Genomic DNA, 20,163 nt, shown 5'->3' with positions numbered 1-20,163 from the left:
AGATTAATATAAAGTACCATTTGGATATATAGAGAAAAAGTAGCGACTCGATTTGAGAGCTACTTTTTTGTTTTATTCTTTTAATATGAAACTATACCTATATCTAATACCGCATCCTCTGATATCCAACTTGCACTTTGTGAAGTTCTTGTACTCTGTTTACCATTTGTTGTGTTATAGTAATAGACAACATACTTCTCTTGGTTGTGTTTAAAAGTTTCCTTTTGTTTAACCACAACATAATAAGAATATTGTGTACGTGTAGAATCATAATACCCATTTAAAGAAGTTGTTAGTAGTGCATTGACAACCCCCACACCTAAAGAAGCCAATAATACACCAACTGCAACAATAGGCGCCCCCCATACCATAGTAATTGCAGCGGCAACTACAGAAATAGCAGCATCTTTTTTAAAGTCAAACATAAACTTTTTAATTTGATCTACTTTACTTTTTCCATATAAAGTACCACATTGATTTAATGTCCAATTACACTTTGATGCAATAAATGCATAAGGTCTAGGGAGAGTAGTATTATAAAGTGAAATTTCCCCTGATTCTACGGTAATAAAATCATTAACGTTATATGTTTCTTCAACATCGCTTTCAATATATACAATTTCTTCAGATTCAGATTCTTTAACATCGAATAATTGATTGTAAATAATCTCATCAGAATATTCCCCGTTTTTCTCCATCTCCCTGCTGGAATAATCAATAAGTTTTCCATTTATATAAGTATTAACTCTAAATTCCTTTTCATTGATAAGATATTCTAATTTAGTTGTATGTCCAGACTCATCTATAAAAGTTTCAATATACCCATCACTAATAGTTTTAGAAGCTGGTATCTCTTCGGCCTGAGATTGTATAGGTTGCAATAATACTGATACTAATAAAAAGCTGGTTAAAAAAATAGTGAAAATTTTACGACTCATAAAAAACTTCTCTTTCTCATTTTTTCCATTTTATATCAAATTTAATGATTTTACAAATATTTAAATTTTTGGGATGTTAGTTTTCATTTATTTGCGTATAGTATTCCCTAAAAAAACGAATGATGTAAAAATAATTAAGTAAGGGTAGGATTATTACCATAAGTTACAGAAATGAGTCTGTTTCTCAACTAGTAAAATTTGTCCCTATATTAAAAAGCTATCCAGTAGCAGGATAGTATCGTTTTCAATAACAACTCCGCATGTACACTTCTTATTTTACATATACTGATACCATATGAAGGCCATAATGGTATAGCTATGTGGAAGGATGAGGTGATGAAGCAATGAAAATTGTTAGTCGTGTGATGAAAAAACAAATCGTTCGAGCCATGGTGATTGGTGGATTTGTCGGTCTATTAGGTGTGGCGATTTTTTTAGGTATGCTACAAGCAAGCACACAAATTCCTTTACCGAAAAATAATGGTGGGGTAGCCAATCAACAATCGCAGGAAGAAACGGTTCCAACAGCTAGTGGGACAACCAATCCAGCAAATGCAACGATGTTTTTTGCCAGTCAAGCAGGTGTTTATTCAAATTATGAAAGTGCTAGTGCGTTTATGGCTGAATATCCTTCTTTAAAAGAGAGTGCGATTGTTCAGGTTGAGGATAAATATTATATATGGACAGGTATTGCGACAGAGGAAAATCAGCTTGAGCTTTTACAGGACCCTGCAACATTTAAAAAAGCATTTTATATGAGCAGTGAAAGCTGTAAGGAACCAACACTTGCAGAAATACCAACTGCTTTAGCAGATAAAGAAGGTAAAAAATTAAATTTTAAGGAAAATGCCAAGGACTCAACATTGCCTGAGGATTGGTCAACAATTGGCAAGGCAGCCTCAACAATTTCCAATGATCTTAACATTATTCGTCTGCATGTTTTTGCGCATTATCAATCAAAAAATACTTGCCTCCAAGTAACATTTTAGGCTGAAATCTCCGTTATCACGTTTTTTTAAAAATTTTCAAATCACCTCTTCTCCAGTATGATAGAAGGAAGGAGGAATGGTCAGATAATGTTAAAAACAACTCAGCAGCTTGTGCTTGCTTCTGCATCACCAAGACGAAAAGAATTGCTGGACATGCTAGCACTGCCCTTTACAGTAATAACAAGTGACGTGGAAGAAACAAGCATACAAGCGACAACTATGCAGACGTATGTAAAAGAGGTAGCTCTGTTAAAAACGCGAGATGTTGCTAAAAAAGCAGCCAATGCCACAGTTATTGGTGCTGATACAATCGTAGTTGACAATCATGAGCTGCTACATAAACCGAAGTCCCGTGAGGAAGCCATTGCGCACTTATTACGCTTATCAGGCAACCAGCATGTCGTTATGACAGCAGTTGCGATTATTCAACCTGATGGCAAGGAAACGGTTTTTGTGGAGGAGACGATAGTTGTCTTTCATCAACTATCACAAAAACTCATTGAAGCCTATGTAGATTCAGGAGATCCATTTGATAAAGCAGGCGGTTATGGCATCCAAACAATAGGCACACTATTAGTAAAACGAATTGAAGGAGACTATAACAATGTTGTAGGTTTACCATTAGCAGCGTTGTTTTCACAATTGGTAGAACTCCAGATTATCCAATTTGCGAAGGAGTGAGCATTTTTGCAAAATAATGTTGTTCCATCATTGATGATACGTGATGTCAATATGGAAGACCGCCCCCGTGAGCGGCTGCTACGACAAGGAGCGGAAAGCTTATCAAATCAAGAGCTGCTTGCTATTTTATTACGGACAGGCACGAAGGAAGAATCGGTGCTGGTGCTTGCTAATAGGGTATTAAATGTTTTTGAACGACTCCATCATTTAAAGCATGCCACCATCGAAGAAATGATAGCTATTAAAGGAATTGGTGAGGTAAAAGCGATTCAATTATTAGCGGCTATTGAGCTTGGAAGGCGACTCGCTCAGAAAAACAATGGTGAAAAATTCACCATACGTTCCCCAGAAGATGCCGCTACTTATTTAATGCCTGATATGAGCTCGTTGAATCAGGAGCATTTTGTTGTCCTTTTTTTAAATATTAAAAATCAGGTGATTCATAAGCAGACCATTTTTATTGGCTCACTTAATGCCTCGATCGTACATCCAAGGGAGATATTTCGAGAAGCTGTCAAAAGGTCTGCAGCTTCTATTCTTTGCGCGCATAATCACCCTAGTGGTGTGCGCCTGTAATGTGCGTAAACTTAGTGTTTCCTAAGGGAAATTAGAACTTCTCACAACGTTCTATGGTCAGCGTCTTACCTTGAGAGGAAACTCACAGAGGGAACATAGCATGACGTGAAAAGGGGGAAAGACGACAAAGCTATCAGAGTCGAGTCAGTCCTTCAGACCAAGTGATGTATGGTAAAAGCTATACTGCCTGAATCCTAGACAGATGAGCGATGGGTGCGCCGTTACCTACGATAGTTATTAGGTAATGAGGATAAAATGGGAGACACAGAGGCAGAGTGTCTATTAGAATACGCCACTTTCTTGTCCATAGTGAGATTTGTCCTTCAATCCTTTATAAAAGGAAAATGTCGAAAGGGATACCTAACCATCACGTATCTAAGTTTATGTGTAATGCAGGGATTACCTAAGTGTGAATGCCTTCGTGGCTATAACGTGTAGAAGTTTGAAAATCACATATGGTAACGGAGTCTTCATAGTACCCAACGTTTGCTTGTAATGAGTTTAGCATGGGAAAGGAAGACAGGTTGTTTTAACGCTAACAAAGAAAGGAGTCATGAATATGGCAAAAAATCCATTTCAGCAGTTAGACGTTATAAGGAATGCTTCATATCATAATCGAAAAATAAAAGACTGCTACCGATTACTATACCATAAAGATTTATGGATAAAAGCATATGCAAAGTTATACCCAAATGCGGGCAATCTAACGAAAGGCACGACAGAGGAAACAATTGATGGCTTCAGTCTTGGGAAAATTGAACAGATAATTGAAGAATTAAAAGAAGGTACATTTCGCTTTTCTCCTGTGCGTAGGGTTTACATTCCCAAAGCAAATGGAAAGAAACGTCCTTTGGGTGTACCAAATTTTAAAGATAAATTAGTTCAAGAAGTAATGCGAATGATTTTAGAACAAGTTTATGAACCGATTTTTAGTAAACATTCGCATGGATTCCGACCAAACTATAGTTGTCATACAGCTTTATCTGAAATTAAAAACACGTGGAAAGGTTTGACATGGTGTGTTGAAGGTGATATTAAAGGGTTTTTCGATAATATTAATCACAATACGCTGTTAAAACTAATTGCTCAAAAAATTGATGACCATAGATTTCTATTACTTATACACAATGCGCTAAAATGTGGTGTAATGGAAAACTGGCGTTATGAAAAGACCTTTAGTGGAACACCACAAGGAGGAATCATTTCCCCCTTACTTGCAAATATATACCTTCATGAACTAGATATATTCATGGAAAAAGAAATGCAAGCATTTGAAAAAGGTAAACTTCGTGAACGTAATAAAGAATGGAATGCAATCCGTGGACGCATCCGAACAATTCAAAATAAAGTTAAACGTTTAGATTTAAGATACGAGCATAAGGATTGGCTAGAAAGAAACGACCTAGTTGAAGAATTGCGTATTCTAAAAGCTAAACAATTAACAATTTCATCAGTTGATCCAATGGATGAAAATTATCGAAGAATGAAATATGTTCGTTATGCAGATGACTTCGTTATTGGAATTGCTAGTTCTAAAAATGATGCAAAACAAATAAAACAAATCGTCACAGATTTTTTATTAGATAAGCTTCAATTAGAATTAAGTGAGGAAAAAACGGTTATAACACACCTTGAAAAAGGTGTACCATTTCTAGGTTACGAGTTCAAAACATGGAATCAAGAAAAAATTACCCGTGTTCAATACAAAAATCACAAACATCCTATAAAGAAACGTACACTCTCTGGTGCAATTAAGTTAGAAATACCAACGAAAAAGATATATGCATACGCAATAAAAAATGGATATGGTAATTTAGAAAATTTTAAAATTACTCACCGAAACAAACTGCTTAACAATTCGGAATTAGAAATATTAATGACCTACAATGCAGAATTACGAGGCATAGCAAATTACTACAAGCTAGCGAATAATTATCATCACTTAGATAAGCTATTCTATCTAGCTGAAAGTAGTTTTATTAAGACGTTAGCTGTTAAAAGAAGAAGCACATCAAAAAAAGTCGCAACTAGTATGAGAAAGCATGAACAAGGAAGGCTTTCAATCGTTTCAAAGAACAAAAAGGGCGAAGAAGTTGCTTATATGTTTGTGAAGCTAAAAGATATGCCTAAACCAAAGGGAGCTATACGTACTAGTAATAGCGAGATGGATAATATCCCAAACACGCTAAAATACTCAGCGAGGACAGAATTTGAAAAACGCTTACTTGCAAATAAATGCGAAGCGTGTGGAAAAACAGAAGGGCAAATGGAAGTACATCATGTACGGAAATTAAAAGACCTTAAAAACAAGAAAAACTTAAAGTATTTAGACAAGATTATGATAGAAAGAAATAGGAAGACAATTGTACTCTGTTATGATTGTCATCACATGCATCATGAAAAACGCATTCCGATTGAACAACTGGCGAGCCGTATACATTGAAAAGTGTACGTACGGTTCTGTGGGGGGGATTGTGAAATCGACTATGGCAACATAGTACGGCGCATTTTCTCTACCCAACGTGCCAACACCAAGTACAGAGGATATTGAGGTAACAAAGCGAATAGTCGAAGCAGGCTATATTATAGGCATTGAAGTGGTCGATCATCTTATCATTGGTGATCATCAATTTGTAAGTTTAAAGGAAAAAGGATATTTTTAAGCTCTGCATACGATGTGCAGAGCTTTTTCTGTAATATTGGCGAACCTTTTTGTTTATAAAACGTTAATGTATTCAGGAAAACTCTATTATCTTCACAAAAATTGGTAGCCTTATATACATTGTCTTATAAGAAGAAAAATTATATGCTAATCTATACGTACTATATTTAGTTTAAGAGGGAATTAAAATAGTATCTTTTCTACAAGATCATGCATGTGATACTACAAATTTTTGCGCTTTTCCGTTATAATGAAGGGTATGAATTTTATCTTTACTCAGGAAAGATCCCCATCACAATTGTGGTGAGGTAAATGCGTATGTAGTTTTTTATGATATGGGACATCGACTGATGAAGATAAGTACTTTGGCGAATGCTATGAAGATTGAGAGGAGTCAATTGTGTTCGGCACAATTCAATTTTCTAACATGATCGTTAAAGTCATGAATGTTAATGAAAGTATGGCTTAAATAGAAAGGGAGTACAAAATTGTTTGGATTTGGAAGCAAAGATGTCGGGATTGACCTCGGCACAGCGAATACATTAGTGTTTATTAAAGGAAAGGGCATCGTGTTACGCGAACCCTCAGTAGTAGCAAAAAATACAAAAACAGGAGATATTGTTGCAGTTGGTAATGATGCCAAAAATATGATTGGTCGTACACCAGGGTCAATCGTAGCCATTCGCCCAATGAAGGATGGCGTGATCGCTGATTTTGATATTACAACAGCTATGATTGAGTATTATTTAAAAGAAGCTTCTAAAAATTCAGGAAGCAATTGGAAAAAGCCGAATGTCATGATTTGTGTGCCTTTTGGTATTACTTCTGTTGAACAACGTGCAGTGATTGATGCCGCACGACAAGCAGGTGCAAAAGAGGCTTTCACAATCGAGGAGCCTTTTGCAGCAGCGATTGGGTCTAATCTACCAGTATGGGATCCCACAGGGTCTATGGTTGTTGATATTGGTGGAGGGACAACGGAGGTTGCTGTTATTTCATTAGGTGGTATTGTTACGAGTGAATCCGTACGTGTTGGTGGGGATGCAATGGATCAGTCCATCATTTCATATATTCGTAAAACGTATAATTTAACGATTGGTGAGCGTACAGCAGAGGCTGTTAAAATGGAAATTGGTACAGCACTAGCTGAAGGACCAGAGGAAACAATGGAGATTAGAGGTCGTGACTTGCTAACAGGTTTACCAAAAACGATCGAGATTTCTTCAAAGGAAATTTCTGAATCTTTACGTGAAGCCGTTGCTTCTATTATTGACGGTGTTCGCAAAACATTGGAACAGACACCTCCTGAATTATCTGCAGATGTCATGGAACGCGGTATTGTGTTAACTGGTGGTGGTGCATTATTAACAAACTTGGATAAAGTCATTAGCCAAGAAACAAATATGCCCGTATTTATCGCAGAAGACCCTTTAGACTGTGTAGCAATTGGTACAGGTAAGGCATTAGATAATATTGACTTAATTCGCCAACAACAAGTGAAAGGGTAAGGAGGTTTAGGCAATGCCACACTTTTTTTTCAATAAGAAAGTAATTTTGCTGCTCGTAGGCATGGTTTTTCTTGTGGCATTGATTAGCTTCTCATTACGTGATCGGACGAATGCAACTTTACCAGAGCAAATTATTAAAGATACAGTCGGCGTCGCACAATCACTTGTTGCGAAGCCGGCGAATTATATCAATGGTGTCTTTAATAATATTGACTCCCTCTTAAACACGTACGAAGAAAATAAACGTTTAAAAGCGCGCTTAGAAGATTTTGCAGTTGTACAAGCTGAGGCTACGGATTTAAAATCAGAGAATAACAAGCTTCGAGAGCTATTGGATAAAACCGAGAGCTTAAAGGCATTTAATCCAATTCAGGCAACAGTGATTGCTAGAAATCCTGACCAATGGGAAGAAAAAATTATTTTGGACAAAGGTTCTTCTCATGGTGTCCAAAAAAATATGGCAGTTATGACGGCGAAAGGTTTAGTTGGCAAAGTTATACTAGTGACACCTTTCACATCTGAAGTAGAGCTTTTATATACAAATAATCCAAACTATCGTGTTTCTGCGATGGTGTTAGGAGAAAAAGAAGCATACGGTTTAATCGAGGGCTTTGATGAAGAACGTAATGAACTCATTATGAAGCGAATCGATTCTAGCTTGACGGTTAAAGAAGGCGAGCAGGTAATTTCCTCAGGTCTTGGTGGTATCTTCCCAAAAGGTGTACCAATTGGAGAAATTACGGAGGTAAGTACAGATGATTTCGGTTTAACAAAAATGGCTTATGTTAAACCATCTGCTGATTTTTCAATTTTAGAGCATGTTGTCATTGCTAAACGTACATCAACTGTTATTGATGGTTCAGATGGCAATACAACAAACGAAGATTTATCGAATCCGCAAAAAAAGGAAAGTGAAGAGGAGGCGGAGTGATGGTTCGATTTCTCATCCCCTCTGTGGCGGTTCTACTATTTTTACTAGAACCAGAATTTGCGATGCTTTCCCCGATTGAAATCAAAGGGGATATCTACTATCTAGTACCACGTTTTTTAATCTTATATTTAATTTTTATCTCCATCTATTATAGCCGTCAACGAGCGGTAATGTATGGTCTTTTTTTTGGTGTCTTGTATGATGTGTTTTACATTGATATTATTGGATTATATTCAGTACTTTATCCACTTATTTGTTTTTTAGCAGGGTCTATCGTGAAAGTGATCCATCAACACTTAGTTGTCACAACAACAATTTCAGTTATTTTAGTAGCAATTTTAGAATTTATACTCTACCAATTCTTCTACCTAATTGATTTTACAGCAATTCCGTTAGCAGATTTCTTACGTTCACGACTATTACCAACAATCATTGCGAATGCCTTATTTTTAATGATTCTTGGCTGGGCCTTCAAGTATCTAATTAATGCGCGTGTCTTACAGAGAGCACGTGAGGTTTCTTAACAAAGAACAACGTGAGGTGAGGCATTCATGAAAAAACAGCTAGTTCATATGAAGGGGACGAAAGACGGCTTTGTATTACGACTAGACGACCAATGTGCATATGGCGATTTGGTGGAAGAATTAAAGAAAAAGGTGTTAGAGGGCGGTATCGAGGGCAAAGTAGATGTACAATTATATTTAGGCTATCGCTACTGTACGGAAAAACAAATGAATGAGCTGATTAATATTGTGCAAGAAACCGAGCAGCTTATTGTATCCAAGGTGCAAAGTGAAGTACTGACTGTCCATGAAAGCAACCAGAAAATGATTGAAAGCCAACAAGATACATATGTAGGTGTGGTCAGATCAGGACAAGTTCTGCGCTCGTCAGGAGATATTATCATTATTGGTAATGTCAATCCCAATGGTCGTGTAGAGGCTGGAGGTAATGTCTATGTTCTTGGTAGGCTAAAAGGCATTGCACATGCAGGTGTGCTAGGCAATAAAGAGGCGATTATTGCGGCATCACGTTTTGAGGCTACACATATTATGATTGCCGATCAGGTTCAGGCAATGTCAGACGAGCATGTCAAAGCAATTAATCAAGCAGAAATGACTTGTGCATTTATTGGCTACGATGGACGCATTACGTACGATCAAATTCATGCCTTAAAAAATATTCGACCATTGTTAAATGTGTCTAAGGGAGGAAGCTAGTGTGGGAGAAGCGATCGTCATAACTTCAGGTAAAGGCGGTGTCGGTAAAACAACGACAGCGGCTAACCTTGGGACTGCATTGGCTCTACAAGGTAAAAAAATATGTTTAGTGGATACAGATATTGGCCTACGTAATTTAGATGTAATTTTAGGCTTAGAAAACCGTATTATTTATGACCTCGTTGATGTTGTAGAGGGGCGTTGTAAAATTCATCAAGCGTTGATTAAAGATAAGCGTGTAGATGAGAAACTATTTTTATTACCTGCTGCTCAAACAACAGATAAAAACGCTGTTACCCCTGAGCAAATGAAGAGCTTAGTAGAGGAATTGAAAAGAGACTATGATTATGTATTAATCGATTGCCCTGCTGGTATTGAGCAAGGCTATCGTAATGCTGTTGCTGGTGCAGATCATGCGATTGTTGTTACAACACCTGAAATTTCTGCTGTCCGTGATGCTGATCGTATTATTGGCTTGCTTGAGCAGGAAGAAATTACAGCACCTAAATTGATTATTAATCGTATACGTCAGCATATGATGAAAAACGGTGATACACTGGATGTCAATGAAATTACAACACATTTGGCGATCGATCTATTAGGCATTATTATCGATAACGAAGATGTCATTGTATCCTCCAATAAAGGTGAGCCTGTAGTGATGGACCCTTCCAATAAAGCATCATTAGGCTATCGCAATATTGCACGCCGTATTCTTGGTGAGTCTGTGCCATTAATGGCTATTCAAGACGAGCAAAGAGGGATGTTTTCAAAACTGAAAGCGCTGTTTTCAAAATAAAGTCAGTGATAGACAGGCTATTCTTATAGGATAAAGTAAAACCTTTTCGTGCATATGTGCGAGAAGGTTTTTTTGCATGTTTGGACATGCAATCTCATATAGTGTGGAAAAAAGGATGAGGGCTTGTTTAAAAAATGGAAATGGTTTATCACGATACTGCTAGTGGCGGCAGTAATTCTTGTAATTCGCTTAGAAGATCAAGGTGTTGTAGATACACCTGTTCGTAAGCTAGTGACCACTTCAGCCGATTTAACGTATTTAAGTGAGCTTGGGCAAAGCTGGCTCAATCAAGAAAAAGAAACGATTATGGTCTCAAGTGATATAGGGCAAACAGAGCTTTTAACCTTTGCGAATGCAAAACCTTTTAAAGAAGGGTTTTTATTGCAGTATGATATAGGCTTACCTGTATATGCTGGGCAGAATGGATTAGTTGTTTTTACAGGCCATACGAAATATACAGGTAAAACAATGACGATTAACTATGAGGATGGCACAACGGTATCATATGGTATGCTGGATAGTTTAGCGCAGTTGCCATATACACCCATTCAGACCAATGATTTAATCGGCATGAAAGAAGCGGGGCAACTTTATTTAGCGATTAAAAAGGGAGATACGCACTATGATTTAGAGCAAATAGTACAATGGCTTGAGATGACGGAGACCAATGAAAATTAAATTGCACCTTCTTTGTATTCCTCTTGTACTTGTGATGATTTTTAGTGGGCAATTTGCTTATTATGCTATTATCTTATTATCGCTCTTGTGGCATGAAGCAGGTCATCTAATAGCAGCATTGCTTTGCAAGGTCAAGGTGAAATCGTGTGTGATTACACCCTATGGAGGAGAAATTCAATTTGAAAATCCAGCGGTTGTGCAAGCTTCGTCACTCCTATGGATTGCATTAGGAGGACCAATCGCGACAATTATTGGGATTGGCCTCGCTTTTTTTATGCCTGAGCTGCTTGCTGCTAAGCTGATGAGTGTACAACTGGTCTTATTAGCTATCAATATTATGCCGATTATCCCGTTAGATGGTGGGAGAATATTTTTAGCATGGTTGTTTTTACATTATCCAAGCGCTGTTATTGTGGAAAGCTATTATTGGTTATCTTTTATGGTGGCAACCATATTATTTCTAGTTACTTTATGTTTTCTCCCACAAGCTATTTTTTTAGCAATTATTATGTTATTTATTTGGCTTCAAGCATTGAAGGAATGGCATTATCGAAAATATCGTTTAGCCTTTGAAAAATATGTGACGAAGCGATTGACTTGAAAGTTTTTGTATGGTAATATTTTAATGTTATTGTTTGTAGCACCTGTGCTACTACAACCGCACTGGAAAGGTTTAAGTATCTTTAGGGATCACCTTTATAAACAGGCGAGTCTGAGTCTATGAGGAGGTGCAGTAAAATGTACGCAATTATTGAAACTGGTGGTAAACAAGTCAAAGTAGAAGCTGGTCAAGAAATCTATGTTGAAAAACTAGGTAAAGAAGCTGACGAAGTTGTTACTTTTGATAAAGTATTATTCGTAGGTGGCGAAAACGTGAAAGTTGGCGCTCCATTCGTAGAAGGCGCTACTGTAACAGCGAAAGTTGTGAAAGAAGGCCGTGCGAAAAAAATCGTTGTTTTCAAATTGAAAGCTAAAAAGAACTACCGTCGCAAACAAGGTCACCGTCAACCTTACACAAAATTAGTTGTTGAAGCGATCAACGCTTAATTGTGAGGTGAACAATATGATTACTGTTACAATTCATAGTGATGAAAACAGAAAGTCATACGGCTTTGAAATTTCAGGTCATGCTTACTCAGATGAATATGGTCGTGATTTAGTATGTGCAGGTGCATCTGCTATCGCTTTTGGTACGGTAAATGCAATTGGTCATATTTTACAATTACAGCCAACAATTGAGCAGGACGAGCAAGGTGGCTTTTTATCCTGTATCGTTTCAAAAGATATAGACCCTGAAATAGACGCAAAATTACAAGTTATTCTTCAAACAATGGTGACACAGTATTATACGATGGTCGCAAGTTATGGAGAATTTATCGAACTAAAGTATAAAATGCTGTAGGAGGTGGAACACGATGAAATTATTATTAGCATTAGACCTTCAATTTTTCGCATCGAAAAAAGGGGTAGGTTCTACTAAAAACGGACGTGACTCTGAGTCTAAACGACTTGGTGCTAAACGTGCTGATGGCCAATTTGTAACTGGTGGTTCAATTCTTTACCGTCAACGCGGTACAAAAATTTACCCAGGTACAAACGTAGGTCGTGGCGGTGACGATACACTATTTGCTAAAGTTGATGGCGTTGTTAAATTTGAACGTTTAGGTCGCGATCGCAAACAAGTATCTGTATACCCAGAAACACAAGAAGCTTAATATGAAAGGGCTGCTATTGAGGCAGTCCTTTTTTGTTTATAGAGGTATGATAATTAGGTAGAAAGGTGAACGCATATGCAGGAGGCACAGGCTTTGTTTGATTATGAAAAACTGGAAGCTGCTATTGTACTTGCGATGGAACAAGCATTGAAAACATATAGAGCTATGTATGCAGATTTGTACATTGTATCATTGGATTGTAGCAGCGATCTGTGGTCAATTGGCTTAGTGGCAAATACAAAGGCTTATTTGGCAGAGCAAGCTGATAGGAATGCAGAAGATTATTGGTACTATAAATATTGTGAAGAAGAATGGTGCATTTTTGAAACGTTTGACAAGCTGTCAGCAGAGATGTATCAGTATATGAAAAAGCTCCATGATACTACTGATGATACAGAGCGCTTTGAGCATCATCGGGCTGCCATTATCGATACCTGTAAAAAAGTGCTTTGTCGGCTTGTTATATCACCTTTCTATCAGGCATATACAGATATTTTATTAACCTTCAATGTAAGGGAATATTTAGAGCAAGAAGAGCGAATCGCTGTATTTGAGCAATTAAACGGAGCAGTAAAAGCACAAGAATATGCGGAACATATTAAGGAGTTTGTATAAAATAAAGCAGCATTCAGCGTGTTATAGCTATAACATACTGAATGCTTTGTGTTAGACAAAAAGCTTTTTTAGCCGAGGCTGATAAATGGCTAAAAAGAGACTTCTCCCTAATGTAAATAGGATGAATGCAAACCATAATCCATGATTGCCCCAGAGAGGCAGGCAAATTGCCAGTGCTAGCAGATAGCTTATTAATGACCAAATATGCGAATTCCGAATGGGAGCAATCATCGTTGCACCTGAGAAAATCCCACTTAGCATTAATGCCCAAAAGCCCACAAGTGGGAATAGTACAAGCCACATCTGATATTGCAATGTTAGCTGGTAGATGACCTCAATATTTGTAAAGCTTGCTAAAATAACAGGCCCTAAGAAATAAAATAGGACGGATAGAACAATGGCAAGTCCAAATGACCACCAGAATGAAATACGAATCGTTTGTTCGTAGAGCTTTTTATTATTACTGCCCACTGCATTGCCAATATAGATACTGGATGCATTGGCAAGCCCATCAAAAAAGTAAGCAAAAACAAAATGAAGCTGAAATAGAATTGTATTTGCTGCTAAAATATCCACACTCATTGAGGAGCCGATGGATGTAAAAAGAGTGAAGGCTGTGAGTAAACAAGCTGTACGAATAAAAAAGTCACTATTGAGACGCAACATCGTTTGCACAACCTGTCTATCAAATACCTCTGCTCGCAGCTTTTGCCAGCCTGTAAGAAGTTGCTGTGACTTTAAAAGGTAAAGCCCGATCAATGGCGCTGTTATTTCCGCGACAACTGTAGCCAAAGCTACGCCACGTATTTCCATGTGGCATATGATAACAAATACAATACAGAGAATAATATTTAAAATATTCATATATAATTGAAGCAATAGTGTTGCCCTTACCTGCTTTGCACCGATCAGCCAACCAATAATTACATACATCGCTAAGGCAAATGGCGCTCCCCATATACGAATTGAAAAATATTGCTTAGCATATAACCAAACCGTGTCATCTGCCTTCATGATCATGGTCGCTATCATCAATATTACTTGCTGTAAAATAATAAAAATAAAGCCCATCGCAATAGCAAGTAGCAATGGTCGCCAAAAGGCTAGTTTTTGTTCATGTAAATTGTCTCGACCAAATGCTTGTGCTACCATCCCCGTTGTACTAACACGTAAAAAACCAAACAACCAATACAATGTATTGAAAATCGTTACACTAATGGCTACACCGCCAATAAAAGCGGGATTTGATAAATGCCCAATAACCATCGTATCAACAACTCCCAGTATAGGTGTTGTAATGGTTGATAATATTAACGGAATGGCAATTAAAATATAGGTTTTCCAAGTAATCATGATTGTCGAAATGTCCTTTATTATTATAAATATTTATACAGAAAAAGGTATAACAGATTGTAAAAGCTTTTGTGCATAGTTATTTTGTACATGTGCCAGGTCTTTACATGCTACCTGCTCAACAATTTGTCCTTTATATAAAAATAATAGACGATCACATAAATAAGTAACAGCCTGTAAATCATGCGCAATAAACAAATAGGTCATCTGCATTTCTTTTTTTAACTGTTTTAGTAAATCGAGCACCTGTGCTTGTACAGAAACATCTAAAGAACTAATTGCCTCATCTAATACAAGGATTTTAGGATGCGAGCTAATGGCGCGAGCAATACAAACTCTTTGTAACTGCCCACCGCTTAATTCATGTGGATAACGATTAATCAGTGTATCGGATAATCCAACCTTTTCTAATAACTGTCTCACTGTTTGTTCCAAATTGTGAGTTTGTCCTAGCAGCTTTAGGGGCTCACAAATCACATCATAAACCGTAAAGTTAGGGTTGGCAGATGATGTATAATCCTGAAAGACGACACTCATTTGTCCTCGATTTTCTTTAATCCATACTGTTACAGGTTTACCTTCTATTTCTATGTTTCCTTTATCGGGCTTTTCTAGTCCTAAAATTAGACGACTTAATGTACTTTTTCCACTTCCACTTTCGCCAATTAATCCTACACAGGTTCCTTCTGGAATAGAAAAAGAGATATCTTTTAATACTTGAATTCTATTTTGTTTACTAAACCACCTACTAGATTGCTTATAGCTTTTATAGACATGATTGATAATAAGCATCTTATTTCACCCCTTGTCCATAGCATAAGCAAAAGTCTCTGCTAATTGTAATCTTGTGTTTACTAAATGCTTTGTATAATCATGCTGCGGCTTCGAAAATACATCTTCTATAGTGCCAGCCTCCACACATCGTCCATTGCGCATTATCAATACTCGCTGGGCTAACTGTTTAACAATGCTAAGGTCATGTGAAATAAAAATAATTGTTGTGCCAAACTCTTTACGAATTTGTTGAAATTGTGTGACGACCTCTTGCTGGTTAATGGAATCCAATGCTGTTGTAGGCTCATCAGCAATAATAATGGCTGGCTGCATCGCTAATGCAATTGCAATCATACAGCGTTGTAGCATTCCACCTGAAAGCTGATGTGGATATTTATCAAATACTTGTGCTGATTCACGAATGAGCATACGCTCTAATTTTGCAATGGAGCGTTCCTTTGCTTCCTTTTTAGAGACTTGTAGATTTTCACATAAGGTTTCTACCATTTGTGCCCCGATTTTACTAAGTGGACTAAAAGAGGACATTGCATCTTGAGGAATCATACAAATGTAACGCCCTCTTATTTTACGTAATGTCTCCTTGTTCGCTTGCAGTAAATCCAGATTGTCAAAAAGGGCAGTTCCTGTTCGTTGTAGCTTTGGGTGAATTAGCCCTAAAATTGCCTTCATTGTCATTGATTTTCCGCTCCCACTTTCGCCAACAATACCCAGACAGCTATTAGCTTCAACTGTAAAGCTAATATCGTCAACAATGGTCGCTTTTGTGGTTGGATCTATAACAGTTAAATGTTGAATGTCTAATAAATGCACGTGATTCACCTCATTTTTTGTTCTTTTTTCATATTAAAAGCATCCTGTAGACTATCACCTAAAAAATTAAAGGCTAGAACAACTAAAAGGATAGCAATTCCTGGCGCTAGCATTTGCTGAGGATAGAACGTCATAACGTTTTTAGCTTCATTTAACATCATTCCCCATTCAGGTGTTGGGGCTTGTACGCCTAAGCCTAAAAAGGAGAGCGCAGAAATGCTCAGAATAATAGCTCCTGAATCAAGCGTTGCTAAAACAGATATTTCACCAATAGTTCTTGGTAGGATATGCTTACGGATAATATGACTTGTGCTACATCCTGCTACTTTGGCAAATCGAATATAGTTCGTATCTGTATATTTAATTACAATCGAACGAATCATACGTGTATACCAAGCCCAGCCCGCGATAATACAGGCAATCACGATATTTGATAGACTTGGTCCCAGCATTGCGATAATCGCCAGTATCATCACTTCACTTGGAAAGGATAGGAAAACATCACATAAGCGCATAATCACTTCATCTACTTTATTGCGGAAAATACCGGCAATAAAGCCTAATATTGTGCCGATTAAAATGGTGCCCGCCATAGATATTAAAGCAAAAATAACGGTTGTTCGAATACCAAATAATAATCTCGATAAAATATCACGACCAAGATAATCTGTACCAAGTAAATGTTCCTTACTAAAGCCCATTAATTTACTTTTTACATTAATTTCAACAGGATCATAGGGTGCAAGTAATGGCGCAAATAAGCCAGCTACTAACACAGTACTAAGAAAAACAATACATACCACAGCAAGGCGATCTTGCCTTAATCTTTTGATAACCTTCATTATTACGCCTCTTTTCTTACTCGTGGATCTAATGCAGTAGTAGTAATATCTACCAGTAAATTAAATAGTACAAATAACACAGCCATTAATAAAATATAGGCTTGAATAACAGGGTAATCATTATTAAAAATAGCCGTTACGCAAAGCCGTCCAATACCTGGCCAAGCAAAAATATTTTCAACCACGACAGTACCTGCAATTAATTTGGGAATGGACATGCCAAGTGCTGTGATAGAGGATTGTAGGGAGTTTTTGAAAATATGCTTAGTGACCGTTGACTCCTTTAATCCTCGTATTCTGGCATATTGTACATATTGCTCTACCTTATTTTGCACCATATTATTACGGATAAGTCTTACATATGTAGCGATATAGGCGAACGATAATGTGAGTGCTGGTAAGATAACAGAGCTTGCTGTTTCCATACCGCTTGTTGGGAGCAGGTTTAATTGCACAGCCAACAGCCACATTAATAATAAGCCTAGCCAAAAGCTTGGCATAGCTGCACCAATAAAGATAATGCCCCTAATTAAACGGTCAAACCAGCTTCCCTCAAATAGGGCACAAAGTACACCTGCTGTGATACTTATTGTTAAAATAATAGTTAATGTTATAGCGACAAGCCGCAAAGTAGCTGGCAGTGCTACTTTCAATTCCTCTAAGACTGGCTTTTTGGTCACAAAGCTGTCACCAAAGTCACCCTGGATGCTACTGGCAATCCATCGCACATATCTTTCGAAAAACGGCTTATCTAAATGTAATTCCTGCTGTGCGGTAGCTAATGCCTCCTCTGTTACAGTGATATTATTGACACGAAGGGATATCTCTGCTGGATCGCTTTGATTAAGGTTAATTAGTAAAAAAGATAAAAAGGATATACCGATGAGTATTGGTATGGTGCTGATTAATCGTTTGATAAAATAGCTTTTCATAGGACTCCTCTATTCTAGTAAATCGTTAAGCTGAAAAAGTCAAAAAGGTAAAACGCTAATGTTTACCTTTTTGATAGTTTTAGCATTTAATTGTCAAAATACATTTTTTCAAATGGAATTTCATATTGGGATGGATTAAAGGTTACACCTTGCAACTCTGGAATATGCACAGCCTTTGTACGTGAATACGTTAATGGAATATAAACAGCCTCCTCATGGATATATGTCAAAATGTCCTTGTACATCTCCTGACGTTTTTCTTCATCAGCTTCAATCATCAGGGCTGTAATATAGTTATCCAACCATTCTTTTTTCGCTAGTCCTGCTTGGGCCTGGTAATCGCCATGTGCAGGCTGTCGCCAAGAAGATAGATAGGATTGCGGGTCATATGGTGTGCCCCATGATAATGAATATTGTAAATCAAACTCACCAGATTTTTGTCGATCTAAAAAGGCTTGTTTTTCCTCACCAATTACCTTTAAGTCAACACCGATTTGTTTAAAATCACTTTGCATATATTCACTAATTGCTCGCTCTTGTGCATTATCAGAATTAAAATAAATGGTTAAGGCTAATTTTTTACCATCCTTGTAGCGATAGCCATCTTTTTCAACCTTCCAACCAGTCTCCTCTAATAAGCTTTGTGCCTTTTCAGGATCAAACGAACGCTTTCTTAGGTCAACATTACTATAAGGAACCGTAGTAGCAATTAATGTATCCGCTACTACCTCAGAGCCATTTAAAATACCTTCTGCAATGGACTCTTTATCAACCGCATATTGCAATGCTTCACGTACTTTTTGATTATTTGTAATAGGCTGCTTAGAATTAAGTAAAATAGCACGTGATGCAATGGGCTCGCTTAGTTGTGTTACATATGTGCCTTGTTCTTCCAATGCTTTAAAGGAATCGAGGTCAATCATATCCCCATCAGAGCCGAACAGAAGATCAATTTCACCTTTCTCAAGTGCTAGCAGAATTGTTTGATGATCCGGCATGACCTTCCATTTAACTGCTTTTACCTTTGGCTTTTCTCCCCAATAGTTTTCATTGGCTGTAAAGATAGCATATTGGTTATCCTTGTGCTCTGTTAATACCCATGGACCTGTACCTACATAGCCATTGACGCCATCCTTTGTTTGTCCATCAATAAAGCTTTTTGGAGAAGCAAAACGGAAGGGACGTGTTAAGCCCAGCTCCTCTAATGTTGGGTAGTAGGGATGTGTTAAAACAAGCTTGTATGTATACTCATCTACCACAATATTTTCCTTTATTTCATTCACCATATCTAGCCAACCATGACGTTCTTTATTATTCAAAATAGCGTCCATATTTAATTTAACTGCTTCAGCATTGAATGGCTCACCATCAGAAAAGACAACATCTTTTCTTAAATAAAAGGTATATTCTAAGCCATCTGGTGACACCTCCCATTTTTCAGCTAAATGAGGTTTTACACCCTCGTCTGTATTGATAACAAGCGATTCATACACCATGTTTTGCGCAGCCATTTCTCCTGTATATAAATGTGGATTAATATCACGAATATCTTTTGTGCTAGCAAAATTAATTTCCTCACGTTGTTCTTTTTGTACATTTTTTGTATTGTTATTGCCACAGCCAGCCAATGCAAGCAAGAGCAGCGAGAACAATACGAAAAAAATATGTTTCATCTTAGTCATTCAAAAATCTCCTTTTGTCTTAAAGTACTAGTTACTCATTTAGCGCATAAAAAAGCCTATATCCTTTGCAAAGAATATAGGCTACTTTATATAAGCATAATGATTCCCAAAAAATTAAGCTTCACCTAAACTCCTCCCTCCGAAAAGTTTGCATTAGTTGTATATAAGCAGGTTTCCTGGCTATCGAATCATTTTACTCCTACGCCTTCCCGATTGAATCAGTGGCTTGGTAGTTTCATCCTCGTATACAGTAGCGGGGGCTGCACTAGCTTTGCACTAGTTTCCCTTTTACCTCATCCATGATGATGAGCACTTATATAAATTAATATCAAATTTGGTAACATACTATCATAAGGTGTAAGGAGCTGTCGACAGATGAATGAGAAAAATTTAGAAAATTTTGTGAAACTTTTTGAGAAAACATTCGTAAAAATCAA

The 20,163-nt window shown here is 37.2% G+C and carries 21 protein-coding genes, 2 pseudogenes, 1 riboswitch and 1 other annotated feature; of the genes and pseudogenes, 16 read left to right on the top strand and 7 right to left on the bottom strand.

What is annotated here, in order from left to right; genetic code table 11:
* Positions 1–80: 80 nt before the first annotated feature.
* Positions 81–938: a hypothetical protein gene (locus MHB44_RS15625; RefSeq protein ID WP_341299928.1), complete on the bottom strand. Its 858-nt coding sequence runs from the start codon at positions 936–938 to the stop codon at positions 81–83.
* A 344-nt stretch (positions 939–1,282) separates the two neighbouring features.
* On the opposite strand from MHB44_RS15625, the gene MHB44_RS15620 reads away from it, so the two are divergent.
* The 16 genes and pseudogenes from MHB44_RS15620 to MHB44_RS15545 all read left to right on the top strand — a co-directional run bounded on the left by MHB44_RS15620 (position 1,283) and on the right by MHB44_RS15545 (position 13,312).
* Positions 1,283–1,927: a hypothetical protein gene (locus MHB44_RS15620; RefSeq protein WP_341299927.1), complete on the top strand. Its 645-nt coding sequence runs from the start codon at positions 1,283–1,285 to the stop codon at positions 1,925–1,927.
* A gap of 87 nt (positions 1,928–2,014) precedes the next feature.
* Complete coding sequence (locus MHB44_RS15615; protein WP_341299926.1) at positions 2,015–2,608, top strand: Maf family protein; 594 nt, start codon at positions 2,015–2,017, stop codon at positions 2,606–2,608.
* Positions 2,609–2,641: 33 nt separating this feature from the next.
* A pseudogene (gene radC / locus MHB44_RS15610) lies at positions 2,642–3,175 on the top strand (DNA repair protein RadC); the annotation flags it as partial.
* A 568-nt stretch (positions 3,176–3,743) separates the two neighbouring features.
* Positions 3,744–5,627, top strand: a complete 1,884-nt coding sequence (locus tag MHB44_RS15605) for a reverse transcriptase domain-containing protein (protein WP_341299925.1) — start codon at positions 3,744–3,746, stop codon at positions 5,625–5,627.
* 82 nt (positions 5,628–5,709) lie between these two features.
* Positions 5,710–5,847 (top strand): annotated as a pseudogene (locus tag MHB44_RS15600) (JAB domain-containing protein); the annotation flags it as partial.
* A 487-nt stretch (positions 5,848–6,334) separates the two neighbouring features.
* Positions 6,335–7,354: a rod shape-determining protein gene (locus MHB44_RS15595; RefSeq protein WP_053996316.1), complete on the top strand. Its 1,020-nt coding sequence runs from the start codon at positions 6,335–6,337 to the stop codon at positions 7,352–7,354.
* A gap of 13 nt (positions 7,355–7,367) precedes the next feature.
* Complete coding sequence (mreC, locus tag MHB44_RS15590; RefSeq protein ID WP_341299924.1) at positions 7,368–8,285, top strand: rod shape-determining protein MreC; 918 nt, start codon at positions 7,368–7,370, stop codon at positions 8,283–8,285.
* Positions 8,285–8,809: a rod shape-determining protein MreD gene (gene mreD / locus MHB44_RS15585; RefSeq protein WP_053996314.1), complete on the top strand. Its 525-nt coding sequence runs from the start codon at positions 8,285–8,287 to the stop codon at positions 8,807–8,809. The genes mreC and mreD overlap by 1 nt, the downstream gene beginning before the upstream one ends.
* A 27-nt stretch (positions 8,810–8,836) precedes the next feature.
* Complete coding sequence (gene minC, locus MHB44_RS15580; RefSeq protein WP_341299923.1) at positions 8,837–9,505, top strand: septum site-determining protein MinC; 669 nt, start codon at positions 8,837–8,839, stop codon at positions 9,503–9,505.
* A gap of 1 nt (position 9,506) precedes the next feature.
* Entirely contained in the window at positions 9,507–10,304 is a 798-nt protein-coding gene (gene minD, locus MHB44_RS15575; protein ID WP_341299922.1) for a septum site-determining protein MinD, read from the top strand.
* A gap of 123 nt (positions 10,305–10,427) precedes the next feature.
* Positions 10,428–10,982 carry a peptidoglycan DD-metalloendopeptidase family protein gene (locus MHB44_RS15570; protein ID WP_341299921.1) on the top strand — a complete coding sequence of 185 codons (555 nt, stop codon included), beginning with the start codon at positions 10,428–10,430 and terminating at the stop codon, positions 10,980–10,982.
* Positions 10,972–11,583: a stage IV sporulation protein FB gene (locus MHB44_RS15565; protein WP_341299920.1), complete on the top strand. Its 612-nt coding sequence runs from the start codon at positions 10,972–10,974 to the stop codon at positions 11,581–11,583. The genes MHB44_RS15570 and MHB44_RS15565 overlap by 11 nt, the downstream gene beginning before the upstream one ends.
* 45 nt (positions 11,584–11,628) lie before the next feature.
* Positions 11,629–11,706: a sequence feature (ribosomal protein L21 leader region), on the top strand.
* A 14-nt stretch (positions 11,707–11,720) separates the two neighbouring features.
* Positions 11,721–12,029: a 50S ribosomal protein L21 gene (gene rplU, locus MHB44_RS15560; protein WP_053996309.1), complete on the top strand. Its 309-nt coding sequence runs from the start codon at positions 11,721–11,723 to the stop codon at positions 12,027–12,029.
* 16 nt (positions 12,030–12,045) lie between these two features.
* Complete coding sequence (locus MHB44_RS15555) at positions 12,046–12,384, top strand: ribosomal-processing cysteine protease Prp (protein ID WP_341299919.1); 339 nt, start codon at positions 12,046–12,048, stop codon at positions 12,382–12,384.
* Between the two features lie 13 nt (positions 12,385–12,397).
* Positions 12,398–12,697 carry a 50S ribosomal protein L27 gene (gene rpmA, locus MHB44_RS15550; RefSeq protein ID WP_053996307.1) on the top strand — a complete coding sequence of 100 codons (300 nt, stop codon included), beginning with the start codon at positions 12,398–12,400 and terminating at the stop codon, positions 12,695–12,697.
* A 93-nt stretch (positions 12,698–12,790) separates the two neighbouring features.
* Positions 12,791–13,312: a DUF4303 domain-containing protein gene (locus MHB44_RS15545; RefSeq protein ID WP_341299918.1), complete on the top strand. Its 522-nt coding sequence runs from the start codon at positions 12,791–12,793 to the stop codon at positions 13,310–13,312.
* Positions 13,313–13,363: 51 nt separating this feature from the next.
* Here the strand turns inward: MHB44_RS15545 and MHB44_RS15540 are convergent, their stop codons facing one another.
* The 6 genes from MHB44_RS15540 to nikA all read right to left on the bottom strand — a co-directional run bounded on the left by MHB44_RS15540 (position 13,364) and on the right by nikA (position 19,726).
* The gene (locus MHB44_RS15540) at positions 13,364–14,665 is read right to left on the bottom strand and encodes an MATE family efflux transporter (protein WP_341299917.1); all 1,302 of its coding nucleotides are present in this window, start codon (positions 14,663–14,665) and stop codon (positions 13,364–13,366) included.
* Between the two features lie 33 nt (positions 14,666–14,698).
* Positions 14,699–15,457: a dipeptide/oligopeptide/nickel ABC transporter ATP-binding protein gene (locus MHB44_RS15535; RefSeq protein WP_341299916.1), complete on the bottom strand. Its 759-nt coding sequence runs from the start codon at positions 15,455–15,457 to the stop codon at positions 14,699–14,701.
* 6 nt (positions 15,458–15,463) lie between these two features.
* Positions 15,464–16,270 carry an ABC transporter ATP-binding protein gene (locus MHB44_RS15530; RefSeq protein ID WP_341299915.1) on the bottom strand — a complete coding sequence of 269 codons (807 nt, stop codon included), beginning with the start codon at positions 16,268–16,270 and terminating at the stop codon, positions 15,464–15,466.
* A 5-nt stretch (positions 16,271–16,275) separates the two neighbouring features.
* Positions 16,276–17,112, bottom strand: a complete 837-nt coding sequence (gene opp1C / locus MHB44_RS15525; RefSeq protein ID WP_341299914.1) for a nickel/cobalt ABC transporter permease — start codon at positions 17,110–17,112, stop codon at positions 16,276–16,278.
* 2 nt (positions 17,113–17,114) lie between these two features.
* Positions 17,115–18,044, bottom strand: coding sequence for a nickel/cobalt ABC transporter permease (gene opp1B / locus MHB44_RS15520; protein WP_341299913.1), 930 nt, complete (start codon positions 18,042–18,044; stop codon positions 17,115–17,117).
* A gap of 86 nt (positions 18,045–18,130) precedes the next feature.
* The gene (gene nikA, locus MHB44_RS15515; protein ID WP_341299912.1) at positions 18,131–19,726 is read right to left on the bottom strand and encodes a nickel ABC transporter substrate-binding protein; all 1,596 of its coding nucleotides are present in this window, start codon (positions 19,724–19,726) and stop codon (positions 18,131–18,133) included.
* Positions 19,727–19,874: 148 nt separating this feature from the next.
* Positions 19,875–20,058: riboswitch (cobalamin riboswitch) on the bottom strand.
* Positions 20,059–20,163 lie beyond the last annotated feature (105 nt).

The organism is Lysinibacillus sp. FSL H8-0500, from assembly GCF_038051955.1.
Taxonomy (GTDB): Bacteria; Bacillota; Bacilli; order Bacillales_A; family Planococcaceae; genus Lysinibacillus; species Lysinibacillus macroides.
This window is presented reverse-complemented; position numbering and strand designations above follow the sequence as displayed.

Excerpts from the sequence above, each read along its gene's own strand:
- MHB44_RS15535 (WP_341299916.1), bottom strand. The coding sequence starts at position 15,457 with ATGCTTATTATCAATCATGTCTATAAAAGCTATAAGCAATCTAGTAGG.
- MHB44_RS15625 (WP_341299928.1), bottom strand. The coding sequence starts at position 938 with ATGAGTCGTAAAATTTTCACTATTTTTTTAACCAGCTTTTTATTAGTA.
- opp1B (WP_341299913.1), bottom strand. The coding sequence starts at position 18,044 with ATGAAAAGCTATTTTATCAAACGATTAATCAGCACCATACCAATACTC.
- nikA (WP_341299912.1), bottom strand. The coding sequence starts at position 19,726 with ATGACTAAGATGAAACATATTTTTTTCGTATTGTTCTCGCTGCTCTTG.
- MHB44_RS15555 (WP_341299919.1), top strand. The coding sequence starts at position 12,046 with ATGATTACTGTTACAATTCATAGTGATGAAAACAGAAAGTCATACGGC.
- MHB44_RS15615 (WP_341299926.1), top strand. The coding sequence starts at position 2,015 with ATGTTAAAAACAACTCAGCAGCTTGTGCTTGCTTCTGCATCACCAAGA.
- opp1C (WP_341299914.1), bottom strand. The coding sequence starts at position 17,112 with ATGAAGGTTATCAAAAGATTAAGGCAAGATCGCCTTGCTGTGGTATGT.
- rpmA (WP_053996307.1), top strand. The coding sequence starts at position 12,398 with ATGAAATTATTATTAGCATTAGACCTTCAATTTTTCGCATCGAAAAAA.
- MHB44_RS15605 (WP_341299925.1), top strand. The coding sequence starts at position 3,744 with ATGGCAAAAAATCCATTTCAGCAGTTAGACGTTATAAGGAATGCTTCA.
- rplU (WP_053996309.1), top strand. The coding sequence starts at position 11,721 with ATGTACGCAATTATTGAAACTGGTGGTAAACAAGTCAAAGTAGAAGCT.
- mreC (WP_341299924.1), top strand. The coding sequence starts at position 7,368 with ATGCCACACTTTTTTTTCAATAAGAAAGTAATTTTGCTGCTCGTAGGC.
- mreD (WP_053996314.1), top strand. The coding sequence starts at position 8,285 with ATGGTTCGATTTCTCATCCCCTCTGTGGCGGTTCTACTATTTTTACTA.
- MHB44_RS15620 (WP_341299927.1), top strand. The coding sequence starts at position 1,283 with ATGAAAATTGTTAGTCGTGTGATGAAAAAACAAATCGTTCGAGCCATG.
- MHB44_RS15565 (WP_341299920.1), top strand. The coding sequence starts at position 10,972 with ATGAAAATTAAATTGCACCTTCTTTGTATTCCTCTTGTACTTGTGATG.
- MHB44_RS15540 (WP_341299917.1), bottom strand. The coding sequence starts at position 14,665 with ATGATTACTTGGAAAACCTATATTTTAATTGCCATTCCGTTAATATTA.
- minC (WP_341299923.1), top strand. The coding sequence starts at position 8,837 with ATGAAAAAACAGCTAGTTCATATGAAGGGGACGAAAGACGGCTTTGTA.